This window comes from Luteolibacter sp. SL250 (assembly GCF_026625605.1).
In the GTDB taxonomy this organism is placed as follows: Bacteria; Verrucomicrobiota; Verrucomicrobiia; order Verrucomicrobiales; family Akkermansiaceae; genus Luteolibacter.
In genome coordinates this window covers 4,598,683-4,619,197 of record NZ_CP113054.1, presented here as the reverse complement: position 1 = coordinate 4,619,197, position 20,515 = coordinate 4,598,683, and the positions used below count along the sequence as shown (strand labels likewise).

At 62.5% G+C, this 20,515-nt stretch carries 15 protein-coding genes; 3 read left to right on the top strand and 12 right to left on the bottom strand.

The genetic code is table 11. The features are described from left to right. Window positions 1-46: 46 nt before the first annotated feature. The 9 genes from OVA24_RS19960 to OVA24_RS19920 all read right to left on the bottom strand — a co-directional run bounded on the left by OVA24_RS19960 (window position 47) and on the right by OVA24_RS19920 (window position 15,229). A complete protein-coding gene (locus tag OVA24_RS19960; RefSeq protein ID WP_267671913.1) occupies window positions 47-814 on the bottom strand; it encodes a DUF2334 domain-containing protein in 768 nt (255 codons plus the stop codon). Between the two features lie 35 nt (window positions 815-849). Beyond that, window positions 850-4,611, bottom strand: coding sequence for a FlgD immunoglobulin-like domain containing protein (locus OVA24_RS19955; protein WP_267671912.1), 3,762 nt, complete (start codon window positions 4,609-4,611; stop codon window positions 850-852). Window positions 4,612-4,626: 15 nt separating this feature from the next. Further along, the gene (locus tag OVA24_RS19950; RefSeq protein WP_267671911.1) at window positions 4,627-8,958 is read right to left on the bottom strand and encodes an NHL repeat-containing protein; all 4,332 of its coding nucleotides are present in this window, start codon (window positions 8,956-8,958) and stop codon (window positions 4,627-4,629) included. A gap of 74 nt (window positions 8,959-9,032) precedes the next feature. Beyond that, window positions 9,033-9,743 carry a hypothetical protein gene (locus OVA24_RS19945; RefSeq protein WP_267671910.1) on the bottom strand — a complete coding sequence of 237 codons (711 nt, stop codon included), beginning with the start codon at window positions 9,741-9,743 and terminating at the stop codon, window positions 9,033-9,035. A gap of 77 nt (window positions 9,744-9,820) precedes the next feature. After that, on the bottom strand, window positions 9,821-10,573 hold the full coding sequence (locus OVA24_RS19940; protein ID WP_267671909.1) for a thermonuclease family protein: 753 nt from the start codon (window positions 10,571-10,573) through the stop codon (window positions 9,821-9,823). Window positions 10,574-10,576: 3 nt separating this feature from the next. After that, window positions 10,577-11,251, bottom strand: coding sequence for a murein hydrolase activator EnvC family protein (locus tag OVA24_RS19935; protein ID WP_267671907.1), 675 nt, complete (start codon window positions 11,249-11,251; stop codon window positions 10,577-10,579). 89 nt (window positions 11,252-11,340) lie between these two features. Further along, on the bottom strand, window positions 11,341-12,996 hold the full coding sequence (locus tag OVA24_RS19930) for an MFS transporter (RefSeq protein ID WP_267671906.1): 1,656 nt from the start codon (window positions 12,994-12,996) through the stop codon (window positions 11,341-11,343). 292 nt (window positions 12,997-13,288) lie between these two features. Further along, window positions 13,289-14,377: a ketol-acid reductoisomerase gene (ilvC, locus tag OVA24_RS19925; RefSeq protein WP_324287876.1), complete on the bottom strand. Its 1,089-nt coding sequence runs from the start codon at window positions 14,375-14,377 to the stop codon at window positions 13,289-13,291. Between the two features lie 81 nt (window positions 14,378-14,458). Continuing rightward, window positions 14,459-15,229 (bottom strand): M14 family metallopeptidase, encoded by a 771-nt coding sequence (locus OVA24_RS19920; protein WP_267671904.1) that lies wholly within the window; start codon window positions 15,227-15,229, stop codon window positions 14,459-14,461. A gap of 109 nt (window positions 15,230-15,338) precedes the next feature. Here OVA24_RS19920 and OVA24_RS19915 point away from each other — a divergent pair, with 109 nt between their 5' ends. Both OVA24_RS19915 and OVA24_RS19910 read left to right on the top strand, forming a co-directional pair. Further along, the gene (locus tag OVA24_RS19915; RefSeq protein WP_267671903.1) at window positions 15,339-16,241 is read left to right on the top strand and encodes a hypothetical protein; all 903 of its coding nucleotides are present in this window, start codon (window positions 15,339-15,341) and stop codon (window positions 16,239-16,241) included. A gap of 11 nt (window positions 16,242-16,252) precedes the next feature. Further along, entirely contained in the window at window positions 16,253-17,077 is an 825-nt protein-coding gene (locus OVA24_RS19910) for an SUMF1/EgtB/PvdO family nonheme iron enzyme (protein ID WP_267671902.1), read from the top strand. A gap of 263 nt (window positions 17,078-17,340) precedes the next feature. On the opposite strand, the gene OVA24_RS19905 is transcribed toward OVA24_RS19910, so the two are convergent. Beyond that, entirely contained in the window at window positions 17,341-17,682 is a 342-nt protein-coding gene (locus OVA24_RS19905; protein WP_267671901.1) for an MmcQ/YjbR family DNA-binding protein, read from the bottom strand. 10 nt (window positions 17,683-17,692) lie between these two features. Beyond that, the gene (locus OVA24_RS19900) at window positions 17,693-18,469 is read right to left on the bottom strand and encodes a dienelactone hydrolase family protein (RefSeq protein WP_267671900.1); all 777 of its coding nucleotides are present in this window, start codon (window positions 18,467-18,469) and stop codon (window positions 17,693-17,695) included. A 105-nt stretch (window positions 18,470-18,574) separates the two neighbouring features. Between OVA24_RS19900 and OVA24_RS19895 the strand changes: the two genes are divergently transcribed. After that, window positions 18,575-19,570 (top strand): bile acid:sodium symporter family protein, encoded by a 996-nt coding sequence (locus tag OVA24_RS19895; protein WP_267671898.1) that lies wholly within the window; start codon window positions 18,575-18,577, stop codon window positions 19,568-19,570. A 54-nt stretch (window positions 19,571-19,624) separates the two neighbouring features. Here the strand turns inward: OVA24_RS19895 and tsf are convergent, their stop codons facing one another. Next, window positions 19,625-20,491 carry a translation elongation factor Ts gene (gene tsf, locus OVA24_RS19890; RefSeq protein WP_267671897.1) on the bottom strand — a complete coding sequence of 289 codons (867 nt, stop codon included), beginning with the start codon at window positions 20,489-20,491 and terminating at the stop codon, window positions 19,625-19,627. Window positions 20,492-20,515: the final 24 nt, after the last annotated feature.

Below are 20,515 nucleotides of genomic sequence, written 5' to 3'. Positions count from 1 at the left end.
AGTCCACAGGCGCTTGCGAGATCCAGCGGGGCAGCGAAGATGGCGCTCACTTCCCGATGGAAGCCGCGTAGGCGGACGGAAGCATGAAGGTCCAGCCTTCCGCTTTCAGGAAATCGACGATGGAGGCGAAATCCTTGAAACCTTGCTCGCTGAACGCGGCCGGGTGGAACTGGATGGATGAAAGGGTCAGGTTGGGATCGGCCTTCTTCTTCTCATACTCCTCCTTGAACTTCGCGAAGTTCGGCTTTCCTGTGCCGTCGTTTTCGCCGCGCAGGACCATCGGCAGGAGGATCTTGTCCTTCATCTCCTTGGTCGGCTTCGCTCCGGGGTAACAGAAGATCATCTTCAGTTCGGGGATCTCGTTGAGCGCCTTGGCCGTGTCGGAATCCATGGCGTTGAAACCGCTGCCGAAGGTGTTGAACGGCTTGCCGAGCGCTTCCTTCGACGCGGCCTGCACCTTGGTCAGGTGGCTTTTCTGGTGATCGTAGCCGGAGCCGCCGAACTCGGATTTCTTTTTCCCTTCCTCTTCCCACATCCTGTGGTCCCAGCCGTGGTTCCAGAACTCCACCTTGCCGGTGGCTTCCCACTTCTTCAGCCACTCATCGTATTTTTCGTCCTGCTTCTCGAAGGAAACGGCGATCACCCCGGCGGATACCGGCACATCGTGCTCCGCCGCCAACTTGAAGAAGCGCTCCCACTTCGGGTTCACACTGGTGACGTCATCGGCCTTGATGATGGCGATGCGTTTGGTCTGGGCTCCGGCGGGGAGCACCAGGGCGGCGAGCGAAAGGAGGATGAGTTTCTTTACGGACATGGGGTAATAAGAGCGCAGCCGCCCGGTGGCTCCAGTCAATTCTGGAGGCGCACCGGCCCCCACTGGGAGGGCGTCAGCTTCGACTCGCTCGGGACGTCGGAAACCAAGCCGGTCGATTTGGAATGCCAGTAAAGGCGCGCGGCGCGGTTCGTCCCGCTGGGATCGGAAAAAATCACGCCGATGATGCCCTTGAGGTCCGCGGCCTGTGTGGGGTCGATCCCAAGATCGGAGAGGGGGATGGTCATCAGCGCGGAGTAGCCTCGCATGCCGGGTTTCACCGAGAGCTTCGCGTCGGGCAGGCGCTTCACCACGTCGAATTGCTGGGCGTTGGCCTCGTTGTTGGACACCACGTAGGTGGTGGGGTTTTCCGGCTTGTCCGCCTTCCGTTGCCAATAGGCCACCGTGTCCTTGCCGGAAACGGTAGCGCCGAGAATGCGGATGGGGCCGCGCCCCGGCACGTCGAGCTGGAGATCGACCGCGTCCCCGCCGATGAAAGCGTGGGTGAAGCGTCCCTCTCCGTTCTTCCACGGGCTGGTGTCGCTGACCTGGTACATCACCGCCAGGTTCTTGCCATCATGGGAAAGGGCGGCGCGGAACCAGCGGAGCGGATCTCCCGATTCCTGCACGCGGAGGGTCTCGACGCCATCGACCAGCGGCGTCTTCCGGTTGGTGTCCGGTTCCACGGGCTGGCTGGGATTTCTGGAAATCTTCGCGACCGTCAGGCTCTCCGGCTCTTTGCCGGAGGCGGCGAGCCGGGACTGTGCCAGCTTCAGTCCCTCCGCGATCTGGCTGTCGGTGAGCGTCACCGGAACCGTCTGCTTGCGGGTGGAGTCCAATCCCTTGATCTCCATGATGCGGTAGGAAGCCCCGCCCAACTGCGCCAGGATGCGGCCCTTCTCATCCCGCCACATGAAGCCGCCGAACGACTCCTGTCCCACATAGGTCTCATCGAGCGTCACATCGCCCTTCGAGTCCTGGAGGATGGAGGAAAGGAAAAGCCCGTCCATGGTCATGAGGAACCACTCCCCGCGGTCCCCTCCGATGGCGGTGACGGCCCCCACGCCGGGGACGCCCTCCACCACGCCATTGGTCCGGAAGGGGGCGATGAGCAGCCCGCGCCGCGCGGCGGGTGCATCATGTCTGCCGAAGGGATTCGGGTAACTGCCGGTGCGGCCGTCCGTGGTGGCGTAGTTGATGCCGTCGGAGACATTCCCCGCCATGTCCAGCGCGACCGTGCCGGAGCGGTTCGAGCGGTAGTCCGGCGCGAAGTGGTTCGGCAGTTTCTCCGGCTTGGTGAAATCATACAGCGGCACACCCCCGGGAGTGAACTTCTCCGGACGGAACACCTGTTGGTCGGGGGTGATGAAGGTCAGGTCCGGCCGCATCCAGCCGTTGCTCCAGTAGTGGGCGCGGGAGGAGAAGCCGGTGGTGGTCTCATCCGCATCCACGGTGCCGTTGTCATTCCGGTCCACCCACGTGCCGCCTGGTGTCGGGTTCTTTCCTGACTTCGGATAGACCACCCGGACCACGGTCCGGAACACGCCTTCCGCATCCCGCTTCGCGACGATCATTTCCTCCGGCTTGTTGTAGCCGGGAACGGACACCGCGTATTCATGGCCGTTGTGGCGATAGACCAACCCGCGGGTCTCGCTGAGCTCCGGATGGAAATACAACGGCTTCTCCGCCGTCGGGCGGTTGAAGACATCCGGTTGTGGATCGAGCTGGAACTCCACACCGTGGGCGATGAAGCGGGACGAGTCGTAGGTCAGCGGAAAGCCCGCCATCGCCCCGTAGTCCGCCCCACCCCAGAACTGCTTGTCGAGGGAGCCATCCTGCTTCCAGCAGGTGATGCGGCGGCACGTGCCGGCGGCCTCCGCCAGCCAGAGGCGGCCTTGCTGGTCGAAGGCCAGGCCGAGCGGATTGATGAGATCGGTGTCGATGAATTTTCCGGCGGGACGCTTTCCATCCCCGGTGGCGTGGGGTTTGCCGAAGACCTGATGGGCGGATCCCGTCTTGCTGAAAAGAATGAACACCTGGTGGGTTTCCTGGTCACTGACCGCGATGTTCATGCCGTCCTGGCTGAATGCGAACCGCACCGGCTTCCGGAGGCCTTCCGCGGTAATGACGGTGCGGGTCGCCCTGCCTTCGCTGTCTAGTTCGGCAATGGTGCCGTCATTGAAGAGACCGAAAAGCTTGTCGTCATGATTTTCGATGGCCAGCAAACCGGGAGTACCGCCGGAGAACTCCACGGCACCGGTGGCAGGAGTCATCCGGTAAAAGAGATCGCCGGGAATGAAGGCATACACCTTGCCCTTGCTGATGGCGATGGTGGAGGCGTCCGGCACCTTGGTGTTTTCCACGGGCAGGATCGCGTTGGGGCTTTTCGCCTCGTCCTCGAAGGTTTGGATCACCCCGTCGGCCACCTTGTAGCGGCGCATCACCGTCTGCTTGATCCAACTGTCGCGCGACAACGCATAGACATATTGGTCATCCAGCGTCACGTCGATCAGCTCATACTGGTCCGCCCAGCGGATGATGCCATCCGGTTGGATGCGGATGAGGCCGGAGCCACCCTCCGTCCCGGTGAAGCCGATGAGGGTCACATCCCCCCGTGTGGCGGCGGTGGTGGGGTGGCCGTGGTTGCTGCCCCAGTATTTGCGGCCGTCCTTGGTCGCCCACGGTGGGGTGGATGCGTTGTAGGCGCTGTTCACGAACTCCAGTTGCACCGGCAGATGGTCCACGATGCGGGCGTGGTACTCTCCGGCAGACACCGGGTTCCCTTGGTCATCCATACCGTCCCAGCGGTCCGTGTTCTCACCCTTGGTACGGGGATATTGTCCGAAGAGATTGCGGACACGGCGCCCCTGTGCGTTGTCGATGGCGATGGTCACGTCCCGGTCGTCCGGCAGCGTGTAGCGGATATCGACGGGGCCTGCCGTGTCGTAGTTGACGAACTGCTTCAGGCGCTGGGCCTGCAAAGCTTTCTGCCCGGCGGTGACCTCCAGGTTTCCTTTTGAGGAAATGACCGCCCGTCCCCAACCGTCGCGGGCGCGGAAGAAGAAGATGCGGTTCACCTTGTCATCCTTCAGGTTGTCGGCGAGGCGGTGGGTCATCTCCGAGCCATCCTCGTTGCCCCACATGGCCTCCAGTCCGAAGACGAAGCTGTCACCCGCCTTCAGGGATGTGCCATTGGTCCGCACGTAGGACCATGGCCAGAACGCCTCCATGTTGTAGCCCCGGCCGTCATCCCACGGACTGAAGGCGATCTTTCCGCCCGCCTTCTCCATGGTGGTGCCGTATTTCTCCTGTTGGTCCGGACGGTCCGGGCCGGTGGCATCGTAGGGCGGCTTCGCCTTGAAGCCGCCATGCTTCACGATCATGTAGGAGGAGTTCTCGGAGGAGGAGTGGAACAGGTTGATGTGCATCTGGTGTTCCTCCGGCGTCCGGTCGTCGAGGATGATCCGCGCCTGCATCGCGTCCGCTTTCCAGCTCAGCATGAAGTCTTTCCCCCGCGTGGCGTTCTTCATGGGGGAGGGGTCGCTGTAGCGGCCCAGGACATAGATGCCCTTCGCATCCCACATCAAATGCGTCCACAGCGAGTGCTTCCCGACCAGCGTGGGATCATTGTAGCTCCAGATGCCCGCGCTGAGATCCCAGTCGTTGTCCTTGCCGTCGATCACCACTTCACCTGGCGCCGGGAGCACCTGGATCTCGGCGTTGTTGGACGTCGGGCTTTCCGGATCATTCTGGGCGAAGGAAAGGACGGAGAGGGCCAGCAGGGACAGGATGGGTTTCATGGAAGGCGGAAGGGATTATTTGAACTCGAATGTCCCCCAGAGGGCGGGGTTGAGCATGGCTTCATCGGGAACATCGGAGACGATGCCGGTTGCCTTGTTGCTCCAGTAGACGCGGGCGGTGGTTTCACCGCCGGTGCCACGGAGGACGCCTATGTCGCCGCGGATCTTCGCTCCCAGGGACGGCTTGAAGCCGAGCGATGCAAGCGGGATGGACACCTCATAGTTGCCCCCGCTGCCGGAGAACTCGATCAGCGACGAAACGTCCTCCACCTTGTCAAAGGTGATGGTCCGCCATGGCGAGGAGAACGGCACCTTGTCCGCGTCCTTCGTGCCGGGCACCACGGCGCGATAGAGCAAGGCCAGAGGCTTTCCGTCCACCAGCGTGACGAGCAGCCGCATGTCCCCGGCCACGGGCTTCTTCCGGTCGCCGCCCGGTCCCAGCATCAGGTCCAGCGCGTCGCCGGTCTTGAACGGGGCCATGGGCGTTTCGCCGCTGTTTTTGAGCGGCTCCGTCGCGCCGGTCTTCCATGCGGCATAGAGCCGGTCACCGGACACAGCCACCGCGCCGGTGATGTCGTAGGGCTTCGTGTTCGCGTTGAAGTAGGCTTTCACCCCGCTCTTGTCGATGTCCACCCAGTCTGCGGATGTCCACTCGCCGATGTCGCCATCGACCACCGGCTTGTCCGGACGGATGGCGACTTTCATGATGCCGCTGCCATGCACCTTCTGCCGCGCCAGCTCCACTTCCGACCTCCAGGCGCGGCCCTTTTCGAGATCATCGGCGGAAACACTGATGTCGGATGCAGGCAGTCGCTTGATGGACTCCAGGCCGTCCAGCCGGACGATCGCGCTGCGGGCGCCGTCCACCAGATAGACTTTCCCGTCAGATGCGTGGGTGAGCGTCGGCCAGAAATTCTCCTCGCCCAGCGTGATGCCCTCCAGGTCGGTGTTGCGGATGGCCACCGGCATCTTCCAGCTTTTGCCGCCGCGCATGTCCTCGAACAGGTTGGCGACGAAAATGCCGTCCTGGGTGAAGACCGCCATGCGGCCATGGTTGGTATGCAGCGCCCACAGCGGGCCTGCTTCGGATCCCTTGATCTCGAAGAACGAGCCGGGCAGGCGTGTGGTGCCGATCAGTTGGCCCGGCGCGCCTGGACGCGGCGCGCGGTGGGAGGCGTGGAGGCCCGGCCACGGGCTGGGGTAGCTCCATTTCGCGATGCCGTCCTTCGCTCCGGAAATGGACAGTCCGTCGAACGAGCCGATGCCCAGCGTCACCACCGACCATCCATCCGTCCCGGCGAGCGCCTGGTCTCCGCCGGATGATTTCGGCGGCTGGACATCCGCCGCCAGAACCTTGCTGGTGGCGAAATCATATAGAGGCACACCGGATGGGGTGAATCCCTTCACCGGGAACTGGACGGCCTTCCCATCCAGACGGGAGACACAGATGGAAAGGTCCTGCATCACCGTGAGTCCGCCGCTCTTGCCTTTGTGAATCGTTACCTCCTCCGGCTGCGCGGTCGCATCGTCGTTGAGATCGGTCCAGATGAAGAACGCCTCGGGTTCCTTCTTTGAGCCGGGGTTCAGACCTTCCGGCCAGCGGGTGAGGAACGCTCCGGATTCCAGCAAATCCCAGCGGATCGGGTTGCCCATCGCGGCGGAGGGCCGGGCGATGCCGTCCTTCTCCGCGAAGATGAACACGGTGCCATGCCCGCCGGTGGGGCTGGAGTTGTAGGCATTGGTGAAATAGCGGCGGCCATCCCGGTACACCGCTTGTTCCGGCCCGCCCGCGCGGAAGGACAACTTCATCTCATCCGGCACCCGGCGGTAGAGCACATTCTCCAGCGACCAGCTTCCTTTCTGCCAATCCAGCTTGAACTCCAAGGTGCCGTGGCCCTCGTCCGCGTAGTAGAACTTCGACTTGTCCACCGGGTCGAGCGCTCCGCCCCCACCGTATTTGCCCGGCCCGTAGAACGCGTTCACCAGCTTGCCATCCAGGGTCCAGACGCTGACCCGCTTCGGCATGAAGTCGTGTTCCGTCACCCATACCTGGCCGCGGTCATCCACCGCGATGCCATGGGGGTGGTTCATGTGCAGCGGGTCATATTTTCCCGCCGCCGGCTTTCCGGCTTTGCCGATGATGCCGGTGGCTTTTCCATCGGCGGTGAAGACCTTCACCTGGTGGCTGCCACCCCAGTCGCTGACGAGGATGTTGCCCTTTGCATCCGCGGTGATGCCCTGCGGATCTTCAAGGCCCGCACCGACGATGATCGCAGGTTCCCCCTGCCCCTGGGAAAAGCGGAGCAGCCGGTTCCCGGAGATGACGAGCAGGTCACCTTTCGCGTCGAAGATGATGCCCTTCGGATCGGCCACGGAAAGCGTGCGCGCTTCCTTGCCGTCGGAAACGCCGAAAAAGCGCAGCTTGTTCTCCTGCCTCATCGCGGCCACGACGATGCCGTTGTGAACGGCGATGCCACCGAGCAGATCCTCCTTTCTCTCCCCCGCGCCGGGGGACTGCTCTGCCAGCTTGCCGAGTTGGAGCTTCACGATCGGCTTGTCACCTTTTCCCGTGAGCGCGGTGATGCGCAGCTCGCCGATGCCGGAACCTTTCTCCGTTTCCCAAGTGGAGCCGACATAGACGTGGGTTCCGGGTTCCGCATCCGGTCCGGCGTCCCGTGCGAGGAAAGGGGCGGCGGTCCAGTGCCCGCCCACCCATTTCTTGCCGCCGAGTTTTTTGCCATCCGCCGGGTCCACCCACGCGAGGCCGGAAGGGCCTTCCGTGACATAGCAACCGAGATAGACTACGGGCTTTCCAGTAGGAGATTGCGCCGCGGGTACGAACGCCGCCGCCTGGGGTGGGGAGTGGTTGGCGAGCCACGCACCCGTGCTGTCCTCCGTGTTCCATGGCGGGTTGCCGGTGGTATAGACGGAGAATTCGTAGTGCGGCCGGATCTGATCCCTCACAATGCCCCGGACGCGGTAGGAGCCAGGTTCGATGAAATGGACGGGGATGTTGAAAACACCGTGCATGGCCGCATCGACATCCCGTTCGAGATCATCGGAGCCATCCCACCAGACGACATTCTCCCCTGCCGGAAAGTGCGTCTCGGACACCAGGTTGCGGACACGGAAACCATCCGGCTTCTCCACCACCAACGAGACGTAGCCCGGCTTCGCGAGGGTGAAGCGGATGGGGATGGGTGCTTTGGGAAGAGTCTCCGCTGCCATCTGTGGCGCCGCTTTGAGCGGTTCCCCACCCAGGTTCCTCAATGCCATCAGTTCACCGAGCCAGGCGCGCTTTCCGCCGTTGTTGTTCGCATGGGAAAGGTTCGCCCCCGCTCCGGTGATCCGCAGGCGGATGGCGCGGGTCTTCACTTCCATGGGGAAGGAAAGCAGGTTCGGCCAGAACTGGGCCGGGTAGCTGTGCCGGAGATTCCCATAGGTGGCGACGGGCTTCCAGTCGGTGTCGGAAGCATCCTTCGGATGGCGGTCGGCGGGGCCTTGGAATGACTGGACCTCGGCATCGGAGATGCCCGCCCAGATGGCTGCGAGTCCGTTGAGGGAAACCGGCTGCCGCCAGCTCAGGGTGATCCACTCCGGTTGATCCGCGGAGATGACCGCCGCATCCGCCGGTGCCTTTCCCTTTTCCTGCGTCTCCCAGGCCCCCCACCCGTCATGCTCCCCGTTGAGCACCTTTCCCGCATGCTGGCTCTGGATGCTGGCGGCGGCGGTGGCGTTCCACGCCTCATTGATGAACCGGGTGGGGCTGACCACCACGCCGGACAAGGCGCCCCGGTAGTCCGTATCGGTGGTTTTCGCATTATGGGTGAAACGCAGCGCCCGGGTGCTGGTACCCGGAGGAAGGATCCACAGGGAGAGATTTCCTTTCTCCGGCCCGGCCGCGACCGGAGCGCCATTGTCGTACCTTTGCGCGGGCAGCCATTGGGAATCATCCGCCGGATCGCCCGGGTACGTTGCGCCCGGCTTCAGCACGCTGACCGTGCCACCGTCCTTGGCCAGGATGCTGCCGACCGGAAGACTCTCTTTGAAGCCGATCCGCAGATGCCGCGGACCCGGGTTTCTGGAGTCCCCGAAGTAGAGGGTGGCGTGCCCGGGATTCGAAGTGGGCGTGCAGAGGATCGCCAGCGCTCCCTGATCCTGCTTTCCCGGAGCAGCCTCCATTTTCCGGATGGAACCGTCCACCCACTCCGCGAAGGCATCCGCATCCAGGTTCCCTGCGTTGGCTGGACTGGCGAAGGCCTCGCCGGGAAATTTCGGGAGCTGGATGACATCCGCGTGCAGGGCAGTGACGGACAGGATGGCGACGGACAGCGGGTGGCGGATCATGGGTTTGCGGGCGGATGGTACCGGAAAGGAAATCGTTCCGGGATCGGGCAGGTTATCAGGAGAAGGAAAAAATATCAGCGGCGTTCCTCCCGGCGTCGCTGGCGGGTGAGCAAGGCCAGCCCCGGCAGCATCAGCGCCAGGCTGGATGTCTCCGGAATGGGGGAGGCGGTTCCCTCCAGGCTCACGTCATCGATGGCCATCCAGCGGGTTTCCGAATTGCTGTTGTCGTAGAGGTAGATGCGGAAGGTGACGTCGGACATGATGTCCTGGTAGATCGCCGCGGACAAATCCAGCACATGCTCCGTGAAGGCGGGGTCCGTGCTGTTGACGTGGGTTTCCGAAAAGACGCTGCCGATGTTCGCCGCGAAGCCGTCCCGGCTGGAACGGACGAAATACCAACCCGTCAGGTTGAAGGTGCCGCTGCTGTGGAACGCGGTGGAGAACTTCAGTTGCGTCAGGCTGAGTGCGAATCCGGAGGCCGGCGTGACGGTGAAGGAAAAATGATCATTCCCGGAAAAGGAAGTGGCCTCCGTCCCGGGAACCCCGCCCGTCCCGACGATTTCGGAAGTCGGGGCCGCAGCCCAGCCATTGGTTCCGGAGTTCGGATAGATGACCGGGCGGTTGATGTGGTTGATGCTTCCGTGGGGGATGATCGGCCCGGTCAACACATCTGGATCGGATGCGGTCGCGGTGTTGTTGCCACCATTGAAATCATAGGCCACGAGGATGGCGGCGTGGGCAGGCAAGGTCAGGATGGTGGCGAGGCATGCGAGGAGGGTTTTCATGAATCGTGTCGGATTGGGTTCCGATACGATTGGTGGGCTGCTCCGGGAATTGGCCGGAAAATTTTGGGATCCTGCGGTCAGCGGGCGGCCGCGGACCTTGTCGTGCGCCAGCCACCTGTCCGGGACTTGCGGGCGGCGGATTGAAGGGCCTCCAGATGCCGGCGGTGGCTGGCCGCTTTCGTGCCATCGGGCAGGTCCGCGGGTTTCGTCTTCAGGCGGGCGAATCCCTTTTCCAGCAACACCTCGTGCAACCAGCGCGGCCTGCCACCGTCCTCCACCTCGATGAACGCGTGATAGCGCTGGTCCCGGAACGGGCTGTCCCACTCCGTGTGGAGCGTGAATGGACGCTTGCCGAGGAGTCCGAGGACAAACTGCTTTCCATCCTTGCCGACTTCGACCGCTTCTTCGGAAGTGATTCCGAAGTGTTCCGCCTGCTCCCGGATCCGCTGGTGGTTGTTCTCCCCGTTGCGGTAGGATTTGAAGGCACTCTCCGGTGTGTCCACGAAGTAGAGGCGGAAGATCTCGCGCCTGCCGTCCGGCAGCAGCACGCGGAAGCTGTCGCCGTCATTGCTGTTGTCCGCAGCCAGCTTGCAGTTGCGGTGGAGTTCGTAGCGGCCCTCGCGGTGGCCTGTCCCAGGGCGGCCCGCGGTCTTGCCGGACGGGAGCGGCTTGGAGGAAGGAGGAGGGTTGGCGGAAACCTTCTCATTCCGTTGGGGGCGCGGGCCTTCCTCGGGGCCGGACTTCCGCTGGTCCAGCGCCCACATCACCACCGCCGCGACGATGATCAGGAGGACAAACCACGGGCTCTGTTTCTTCGCTCGGACCGCCATACCTCACAACCCCTTGCGGCCCGCGTACTCCTGGTAGGTCCTAGTGGGGACCTCGACGGCGCGCCATTCGCGGTTCAGCCGCCGGTATTTGTTGATGAACTGTGTGGGATCCGCCCAGTGCTGAAGGGTGGCGGGGACCGAGCTCCGCTGCATGCCGATGGTGATGTTGTGGCGGATCTCGAAATGGAGGTGGGCCGGATACATGCCCCGGTTGCTGCCGATGGTGCCGATCTGCTGACCCCGCTTCACCTTGCTGCCCACCGTCGTCATGATCTTCTGCAGGTGGCCGTAGAGGGCGTCGCAGTATTTCACCTGCCCGTTCGCCGGATCCCGGTAGGCATGGCGGATGATCACCACGTTGCCCCAGCCCTGCGCGACGTCGTAGGCGAACGTCACGATACCCTCCCCGATGTTATAGACGGGGTCACCCAGATCACTGTCGCCGCCACTCCGGCCGTTCCAGTCCTCACCGAAGTGCTGGGGGGAGCCAAGGCGCAGCCCCCGCGCCTTGTAGTAGCCGGACGCATCCGGCTTCCCAACGGGGAAGTCGAACCCGTCCGCCAGGTTCACCTTCACCTGTGCCGACACGCACATCGCGCCCGAAAACAGCGTGAAAAGCAGCAGGAGAAGGAGTTTCGGAAAATTGGAACCACCATGGGTCATCGCTCCACAGTCCACTCCCGGAAACCCACCGTCGCAAGTGCAAAAAGAAACGGCCCGCCGGGATGGCGGGCCGTTGGATGATCAGGATTTCCGAAGGAATCAGGTCAGTTCTGCTCGTCCACGGTGAGTGGACGGTAACCGCCGATGGCCTTGAAGTAGAGGAGCAGGAGGAGATAGCCGACCGCCATGGCGGCGGGGATCAAGGAGTCCACCTTGAGCAATTTGCGGTTACCCTTCACGTCCGCCTCTACCACCGTTTGCTTTTCAGCCGTATGAGTGGCAGCCAACGCGGCTACCGCTGGGTCTTTCGAGCCTGCATCAACCTGCTTCTTTGCCAAGGCGGATGCTTTCGCCTCGCCGAGGCGCGCAGGATCGATCGATTGCACCGGTTCGAAGACCGCGAATTGGCTCGGGTTGCCAGTGCTCTTCCAGGATTCATAGAGAGCTGCATCCTTGGCTTTCAGTTCTTCCGCAGCGAAACGGTCGCGGCCATAGCCCAAGCCAGGACCACCGAAGAGGCCAACGGACATCATGCCGATACCGCCCATGAGGCTCATTGCCACCGCACCTGTGCGGGGGAAACGGTCACCGACCACGGCCAGCATGGTTGGCCAGAAGAAGGTCTTGGCGAAACCGTAGACCAACAGTGCACCAACCGCGGCACCGAAGCTGGAGACGGCGCTGACGAGGTTCAGGCCAAGGACGCCCAGCATAGCGCAGACCAGCAGCAGGCCGATTGGCTTGAGGCCGATGCGGGTTTCGATGAAGTGGGCGCAGAAGCGCAGACCGAACATCACCAGAGAGGTAAAGACGAATAGGATCTTCCCTTCAGTCGGGTTGAGAATCGTGCCGGTGATATTCTGGATCCAGCCGTCGGTGCCCAGTTCGACGCTGCCGACCAGGGCATGGATGATGAAGAGAACAAAGAGCAGCCAGTGACCGATTGCGAACTTCGTGATGGATGCGACCCAACCCAAGAGAGCAAGGGCGACAACGAGTGCGGCACCGTTTGCTGCGATGGCGTTACCACCGAAGAGAGGAGTGAAGACATCGCGGCGCAGGAAGAGGAAAAGCATGGCAGACACGATGAGCGTGCCGAGAAGGCCGATGTCCTTGAACATCTCGCCGAGCTTGAGGCCCTTGGCAGAGGCTTCTGATTTTGGGAAGGATTGGCCGAGGAACATCACACCGTAAACCAGCGTCGGGATAAGATAAAGGGCGAGCTGGGCCTTCCAGGACCAGGCGAAGGTGCCACCGAGGAACCAGCCGATCAGGCCGCCGAACACCATTCCGAGCGGCCAGCTAGCATGTAGAATGTTGAGGTAGTGGGTTCGGTTTTTCGGGAACAGCGTGGCCACCAGTGGGTTGGCAACGGCTTCCAGCGTTCCGTTCGCCAGACCGAAGAGGAAGGTGCCCCAGTAGAGGAGCTGGAATGCGGCGTCCGTGGACATGCCGGGCTTGGCGGCGAAGGTCACAAATGCGGACAGGACATGAAGTAGGAAGGCGGCGATGACCAGTTTGCCGTAACCGATCTTGTCGACCACGATACCGCCGATGATGATGCCGAAACAGAAGCTGATGAAGCCTGCTCCGAGACTGATGGCACCAAGCTGGGAGCCATTGAAGTTGAACTGGGTTGCCCAGGTGTCGAAGAGGCCGCCCCGGACGCCGAAGCCCACGCCAGCGGCGAGGATGGCGGTGAAGCCGGCCCATAAGAGCCGTTTGGCGTTTGGTGCGATTGCGTCGTCTGCTGTACTCATAGGGGTTTGTCGGATCTAAACGTGGAGAAGGGGATTATCGGTTGGGGCGGGTGATGGCAAGGAGAAGAAAATCGCGATTGCAAACGGTTTTTTGATAGAAACCGCCAACTGCAGCGAATGCGGGGGGATAGCGATCTCGTGAGAGATTCGGCGGGGAGGACGTTCCCATGCCATGACCACTCCGGTCCTTCATGGACTGCCCCCCAGCCGAAGGTCTCACGACCTCCGCTACCCCAAAAAAAAACGCCCGCGTCCCTTGCGGGAGCGGGCGTCTCGGAAACAGGAAGCGGGATTACTTCGAGGAGGAAACGTAGGATGCCTGGGAGGCGCCCTTCTTGAGTTTCTTCTGTTTGATCCAGCTCATGGTGGACCGGAGTTTCTCACCGGTCTTCTCGATCTGGTGGGCGGCTTCCTCCTTGCGGATCTTGTTGAAGCGTGGGTAGCCGTTCTTGTACTCGGCAATCCAGTCCTTGGCGAACTTGCCGTTCTCGATGTCCTTGAGCTGCTTGGCCATGCGCTTCTTGACGCCGGCGTCGATGATCTTCGGTCCGACGGAAACGTCGCCCCACTCGGCGGTCTCGGAGATGGAGAAACGCATGCCGGCCAGGCCGGACTCGTTCATGAGGTCCACGATGAGCTTCAGCTCGTGGAGGCACTCGAAATAGGCCATCTCAGGCTGGTAGCCAGCCTCGACGAGCACTTCGAAACCGGCCTTCACCAGGGCGGAGGCACCACCGCAAAGGACGGTCTGCTCACCGAAGAGGTCGGTCACGGTTTCTTCGCGGAAGTTGGTCTCGAACACACCGGCACGGGTGCAGCCGACGCCGCGTGCCCATGCGAGAGCGGTTTCCTTCGCCTTGCCGGAAGCGTTCTGCTCGACGGCGATGAGGCCGGGAACACCCTTGCCGTCCACGAACTGGGAGCGGACGGTGTGGCCAGGTCCCTTTGGCGCGACGAGGATCACGTCGATGTCCTTCGGCAGTTTCAGGCCGCCGAAGAGAACGGCGAAGCCGTGGGAGAACAGGAGGGTCTTGCCCTTGGTCAGGTTGGCGGCGATGTCCTTCGCGTAGATGTCAGGGATCGCAGTGTCCGGGGTGGCGATGAAGATGACGTCCGCTGCCTTGACCGCATCCGCGGTGTCCATGACTTCGAAGCCCAGCTTCTTGGCGACTTCGCGGGACTTCGACTTCTTGTAGAGGCCGATGATGACCTTCAGGCCACTGTCCTTGAGGTTCAGCGCGTGGGCGTGGCCTTGGGAGCCGAAGCCGATCACGGCGAGTGTTTTCTTTTTCAGCGGAGCGAGCGAGGCGTCCTTGTTGGTGTAGATCTTCGCGGCCATGGCGGATCGTTGGATATGTTTCGGTTTGCACGCCGCGGCCATCGGGGACGCAGGCGGGCGGACAAGCTGTGGGGAGGGGGAAAGAGAGTCAAGAATCAAGAATAAAGAACGGGTCCCGCAGGATCACGCCTCCGTTCCGTATTCCGCGCAGCGTTCCACGAAGGTTTTCTGGCACGCCGCCTTCACACCAGCCACATGCGCCGCGACCCTGTCCTCCAGCGCGCTGCTGCTGGGAGTCTCGAACGTGAAGGAATGTGGGCAGCCTTTCTTGATCAGGTAGATGGCTTCCGGCCAGCCTTCCGGGATATCCGGCTCCGACGCGTGGTAGATCCAGCCCGGCTCGTAGGACTCGTGGCCGTCGATCATCGGCCCTGGCTCGGGTTTGAACCACGGCTCCACCGCCCGCAGGATGCTGGCGGCATGGCTGGTGGGGCCGCCTGTCAGGTTCAGCTCGTAGAAATAGAAGCCGGACGTCTCCCAGTCCTCATGTAGGGAGACGAAAAGCACCGGCTTGCCGATGGAGTCCAGCCAGCGGACATGCGCGTCCGCCTCCCTGGACTCCCGGGTGAAGTAGTCGCGGTTCAGGTCGATGCCATCCGCATTCCCGCGCGTGTGCGCCGCCAGTCCGTCGGGATTCAGCGCGGGGCAGATGATCCAGTGGATGGACGGGCAGAAAAAGTCCGCCCGCATCAGCTCCAGGACCGCCAGAGGCCCGGCGGGTTCGTCACCGTGGATGCCCGCGGAGAGATAGACCAGCGGGCCGTCCGCCTTCCGCTCCCATGCCTCGATCGGGCCGGTTTCCGTTTCGAGGATCACCGTGGGGGTGAAACCACGGGCCTGCGCCTCACGGAAGAAATCCGCGTGGAATGGGGTCCAGTGGAACGCGTCGCTCATGCGTGGGGAAGGTGGGGCAGTTCCGCAGGAAGGGCAACCGTGGAAAGCGGCCGGAATCCCAGGGCCGCCACCTTGACCCCGCAGGTGAGGGATGCCATGGTGACTGCCAATGAAACCGATGCTGCTGGCGGCCATTTCCGCCCTGGTCCTTCCGCTTTCCGCCCAACAACCGGTGTCGCCTGAGGCACTGCTGGACAAGATCGTCACCTATCCGGGTTCCTACGCCCAGGTTTGCGATGTGATGACCGCCCCCGCGGACATCCCCTACCGCGCCTATCAGGTCACCAGCTTCGCAGGGGCGTCATTTTCCAAGGCGAACCTCGCGCAGATGGAGGGCAACCGCGATGGATTGGTAAAGGCGTTGCGGAAGCGTCTGCTGGAGATCGACTTCGTGAGGCAGGCGGCGGAGCCGAAGAAGGATCCCGCGCCGGAGGAAAGCCACGATGGTGAGGATGTCGGTTGTGATCCCCATGTGCTCAGCCCGCTCCTGCTGGAAATCATCCTCCATCTGAAGGCGACCGAGGCCCTGCCGGAGTTGCTTGTGCTGGAGGAAAAACTGGTGAAAGGCATCGCCGTCGCAAAGGACAGTGTGAAGGCCGCGCCGCCCGTTGTGACCGGCTGGTGGGTAGGTCAGGAAAACTTCGACTATGATGAGAACGAGCCGGAAGCGAAGCGGGACCGCCGTGTGAACCTGTTCCAGGCCCGTGTCGCGCAGCGTGATCTGGTGCTGACCATGGGCCGCCTGTTGCGGGAGGCCGGATATGAACCCTACCGCACCACCGCGATCGAGAATGCCTACGTTGTGGGACTCAAGAAGGAAGCGAAGGCGGAGGGTTACCTCGACTACAAGCCGGGCGGCAAACTGCCGGCGGGGAAGGAATACCTGGAACTGGTCATCGACCCCTTCAGCAACGTGCCGCGGGATATCTTCGCTTCCGTCGCGATTCCCTACTCCCGTGAGTCCCGGGATGAAGTGAGGGCGATTGCCTCGAAGTGGATCTCCGAACATTGATGTCGCCACCCATGTTCGTTAGGACGCTGGCATCGGTCCTGGCCTGCGCGGCCATTTCCTCCGCTGCGGAAAAAGGGCCGAACGGGCATGTCCTGATCGCCGTGCCAGCGGGGGAATACGCACTCGGCTCCACGGACCACAAGCTGAACCGCCCGCACCGTTTCAAGACGGAGGGCTTCCGGATCTCAGATGCGGAGACGACCAATACCCAGTTCGCGGAGTTCGTGAAAGCGACCGGCTACCGCACCTTTGCAGAGCGTGCGGGGTGGAGTCTCTCCGGAGGCGAAGGTAGTGCGGAGTGGGAATGGAAAAGGGTGGAAGGAGCGAACTGGCGGCATCCGTTCGGCCCGGATGGTCCTTCTGCGGAAACCTTGCCGGACCACCCTGTCACCCAGATTTCAGGTGAAGACGCACGCGCCTACTGCCAGTGGGTGGGGGGAAGGCTTCCGACGCTCGATGAATGGGAAACGGCGGCCCGTGCCGGATCCACCACCGCCTATCCATGGGGAGCCGCATTTTCCCCAAAGGCCTGCAACATCTGGAACGGTGCCAGCCACCTGAAGAACACCCGTGAGGATGGCTTCGTGCTCACCTCCCCGGTCCGCTCCTTTCCGCCGAACGCATGGGGTCTCCATGACGTCATCGGCAACGTCTTCGAATACTGCGAGGGATCACCCCCGTGGATGACCAGCGACCTCCCGAAAAAACGCATCTGCGGCCGCGGCGGCTCCTGGTGGTGCTCCGCCCACTCCTGTGACTTCTTCAACCTGCTTGATATAGGAAGCATGGTCAAAACCGCCTCCCTTCCGAATCAGGGCTTCAGGGTGGTGTTCTGAGTAAGGAGGGGGGACACTCTTGTTCCCCGGCTGCATTGGCAGAGAAATTTTCAGTGTTCAGTTTTCAGGGAAGAAGGAAAGCTGACCGCGAATCTTACAAATCTTGAAGGAATCAATTTGCCTTTGCGCTTTCTTTGCGACCTCTGCGGCTTCGCGGTAGGTTTTTCACATTTTGCCAATGCCGCCGGTGGACAGGAGTGTCCACCCTCCTTACTCGGTTGCAACGGAACGCAGAGCAGAGGCGACCGACGGACTGGGTCACCCTACGGCCTCTTTCCCTTCGGCAGCGACGCCACCACCAGGTCATACGAATGCCGGATCAAGTCCTGCAGGAGCGCGCCTGGCACCGAGCGGTCGATCCTTACCGTGTTCCAGTGCCGCTTGTTCATGTGGTAGCCGGGGATGATCGACTCGTATTCCTCCCGCAGCGTGACCGCCCGTGCGGGATCACACTTCAGGTTCATCCTCGGCGGGTAATCCCCGGGATCCGTGAGCGCGAACACTTTTCCGGCCACCTTGTAGACCAGCACATCGGGGCCGAAGGGAGTGGTCTCTTCGGCCCCGGGAAGTGAAAGGCAGAGGTCGATGGCCTCCGGGAGATCCATGCCTGTCGGATTATTTGAAGATCTCGGCGAAGAACACCTTCATCGCCTCCCAGGAGCGGGCATCCGCCTTCGCATTGTAGGCGGAGCCTTTCGATGGATCGTCACCGGCCATTTTTTGGGTGAAACTGTGGACCGCGCCGGAGTAGGCGGTGAGCTGCCAATCCGCCTCCGCTTCGTTGAATTCCTTCTCGAATCCGGCGACCTCCTCCGGCTTCACGTGCGGGTCGATCGCTCCGTGGAGCACCAGCACCTTCGCTCCCACCTTGCCCTTCTCCGCGGCGAAGCCGGGTGTGGATGCCAGGCCGCCGTGGAAGCTGACCACCCCGGCGATATCCGCTCCGGAGCGCGCCAGTTCCAGCACGCCCGTGCCGCCGAAGCAGTAGCCGATCGCGGCGATTTTCGAGCCATCGGTGCGCTCGTCTTTCTTCAGTTGCTCCAGCGCGGCATCAAGCCGGGCGCGGAACAGCTTGCGGTCGGACTTGTATTTGCCCGCTTCCTTGCCGGATTCCGGCGGCACCGGGCGCACGCCCTGGCCGTAGATGTCCGCGACGAAGACATTGTAGCCCAGCTCCGCCAACTGGCGGGCGCGGCCTTTCTCATAGTTGCCCGGTCCCGTCCACTGGTGGATCACCAGAACGGAGGGCCGCTTGCCGGAGGTGGCATCGTCATAGACATGGAACCCTTCGAGGGTGACGCCGCCCTGTTCGTAGGTGACGGTCTTTTCGACCGGCGCGCCGTGGGCAACGGACAGGAGGAGGGAAGAGAGGAGAAGGAGGCGTTTCATCATGACTATCAAAGCGTGGAACGCGGCGGAGTCAAATGCGCGATCACCTGCCGCTGGGAGCGCCACCAGGCTTGTATCCCGCTCCGCCCCGGCAGACGCTCCCCGCGGATGAGTGCGAATGTTTCCTGGTTCCGGGCGAATGGTTTCCTGCTGGCTCTCATCGGCGCGGTGATCCTGGCCTTCCTTTTCCCGGCGGGGGGAGGGAGCGGGGCATGGATTCCGCCCGTGATCGTGACAAACGGCGGCATCGCCCTGATCCTGTTTTTCCAGGGCCTTTCGTTGGCATTCGGGAAAGTGAAGGCGGGCGCGGGGAACTGGCGGCTGCACTTGGTCATCCAGGCGTTCACCTTCGGCGTGTTTCCGCTGCTGGGCATTCTGCTGGATCACATCGTGCCGTGGTTCTGGTCCTCCCAGCCGCGGGCCATCCGGCACGGACTGCTGTTCCTCTGCGTGCTGCCGTCCACCATCTCCTCCTCGGTGGTGTTCACCGCCATCGCCCGGGGCAACACCGCCGGCGCGTTGTTCAACGCAGCGCTTTCCAACATCATCGGCGTGGTGCTCACGCCCCTGTTGGTCTTCCTGCTCATGCGTGGGACGGGTAGTCCGGTCACCACGGAGTTCGGCCCGCTGTTGCTGAAGATCACCTCGCTCACACTATTTCCCTTCAGCCTCGGCATGGCGTTGCGGTCCTTTGTGCGGGACTGGGCGGACCGCTCGAAGCCTTGGTTCACCCGCATCAGCAACGCGGTCATCGTCTACATCGTCTATGCCGCGTTCTGCGATTCGGTGCAGGGCGACATCTGGCAGAAATATGGCGCCGCCATCACCTGGCCGGTCATCATCATCGTGGTGCTGCTTTTCGTGGGGGTGTCATGGCTCACCCATGGTTCCTGCCGCTTGCTGCGCATGAACCGGGAGGACCGCATCGCCGCCTACTTCTGCGCCGTGAAAAAGACCCTGGCGATGGGCGTGCCGCTGGCGGCCATGATCTTCGGCCGCGGCTCGGAACTTTCGCTGATCCTCCTGCCCACCATGCTCTACCACCCCCTCCAGCTCCTGGTGAACGGCGTGCTGGCAAACCACTGGGCGAAACAGCGCCCATGAAAAGAAAAACGCCCGGCCGCATACGCAGCCGGGCGTCCTGAAAGGGTGGGTCGATTACTCGCCGAGTCCGAAGCGGACGAAGCGGGTCACGGTGATGGTGTCACCCAGGGACTTGCCGGTTTCTTCGACCAGCTTGTTGATGGTGACCTTGTCATCCTTCACGAAGCCTTGCTCCAGGAAGCAGCTTTCGGCGAAGAACTTGTTCATCTGGCCGACGAGGATGTTCTCGATGATGTTGGCAGGCTTGCCGCTTTCCGCCAGGCGGGCGCGGTAGATTTCCTTCTCGGCGTCAGCCACTTCAGCCGGGATATCCGCGCGGGACAGGCCCTTCGGTGCGGCGGCGGCGATGTGGAGGGTGAGGTCCTTGATGAGTTCCTTGAAGGCGTCCTGGGAAGCGGTTTCTTCCTTGGTGGTGCCCACTTCGAGAAGCACGCCGACCTTGCCACCCATGTGGATGTAGGAAACCACGACTCCGCCGGGAGCGGCGTCGAAGCGGACGTACTTGCGGAACTGGATGTTTTCGCCCAGCTCGAGAACCTTGGTCTTCACGTAGTCACCCACGTTGATGTCACCCTTCTGGACTTCCAGAGCGGCGTCGAGATCGGCGGCCTTCGACGAAGCGACGGCGTCGGCGACTTCGGCGACGAAGGCCTGGAAGTTCTCGTTGCGGGAGACGAAGTCGGTCTCGCAGTTGATTTCGAGCAGGACGCCGGACTTGCTGTCGGAGGCGACGCGGGAGGTGATGATGCCTTCGGTGGCGGCGCGGTCGCTTTTCGAGGCGGCCTTCACGATGCCACGCTCACGGAGGAGCTTGATGGCGGCTTCGATGTCGCCGTTGGTTTCGTTGAGGACCTTCTTGCAGTCCATCATGCCGGCGTTGGTTTTGTCGCGAAGTTCTTTGACGGTGGCAGCGGTGATCATGTGATGAAAAATGTGAGCGGTTGG

Bases quoted from the DNA above. Each gene is read 5' to 3' on its own strand.
- OVA24_RS19920 (WP_267671904.1), bottom strand. From the start codon at position 15,229: ATGAGCGACGCGTTCCACTGGACCCCATTCCACGCGGATTTCTTCCGT.
- OVA24_RS19930 (WP_267671906.1), bottom strand. From the start codon at position 12,996: ATGAGTACAGCAGACGACGCAATCGCACCAAACGCCAAACGGCTCTTA.
- OVA24_RS19915 (WP_267671903.1), top strand. From the start codon at position 15,339: ATGAAACCGATGCTGCTGGCGGCCATTTCCGCCCTGGTCCTTCCGCTT.
- tsf (WP_267671897.1), bottom strand. From the start codon at position 20,491: ATGATCACCGCTGCCACCGTCAAAGAACTTCGCGACAAAACCAACGCC.
- OVA24_RS19910 (WP_267671902.1), top strand. From the start codon at position 16,253: ATGTTCGTTAGGACGCTGGCATCGGTCCTGGCCTGCGCGGCCATTTCC.
- OVA24_RS19960 (WP_267671913.1), bottom strand. From the start codon at position 814: ATGTCCGTAAAGAAACTCATCCTCCTTTCGCTCGCCGCCCTGGTGCTC.
- ilvC (WP_324287876.1), bottom strand. From the start codon at position 14,377: ATGGCCGCGGCGTGCAAACCGAAACATATCCAACGATCCGCCATGGCC.
- OVA24_RS19900 (WP_267671900.1), bottom strand. From the start codon at position 18,469: ATGATGAAACGCCTCCTTCTCCTCTCTTCCCTCCTCCTGTCCGTTGCC.
- OVA24_RS19905 (WP_267671901.1), bottom strand. From the start codon at position 17,682: ATGGATCTCCCGGAGGCCATCGACCTCTGCCTTTCACTTCCCGGGGCC.
- OVA24_RS19955 (WP_267671912.1), bottom strand. From the start codon at position 4,611: ATGAAACCCATCCTGTCCCTGCTGGCCCTCTCCGTCCTTTCCTTCGCC.
- OVA24_RS19945 (WP_267671910.1), bottom strand. From the start codon at position 9,743: ATGAAAACCCTCCTCGCATGCCTCGCCACCATCCTGACCTTGCCTGCC.
- OVA24_RS19940 (WP_267671909.1), bottom strand. From the start codon at position 10,573: ATGGCGGTCCGAGCGAAGAAACAGAGCCCGTGGTTTGTCCTCCTGATC.
- OVA24_RS19895 (WP_267671898.1), top strand. From the start codon at position 18,575: ATGAGTGCGAATGTTTCCTGGTTCCGGGCGAATGGTTTCCTGCTGGCT.
- OVA24_RS19950 (WP_267671911.1), bottom strand. From the start codon at position 8,958: ATGATCCGCCACCCGCTGTCCGTCGCCATCCTGTCCGTCACTGCCCTG.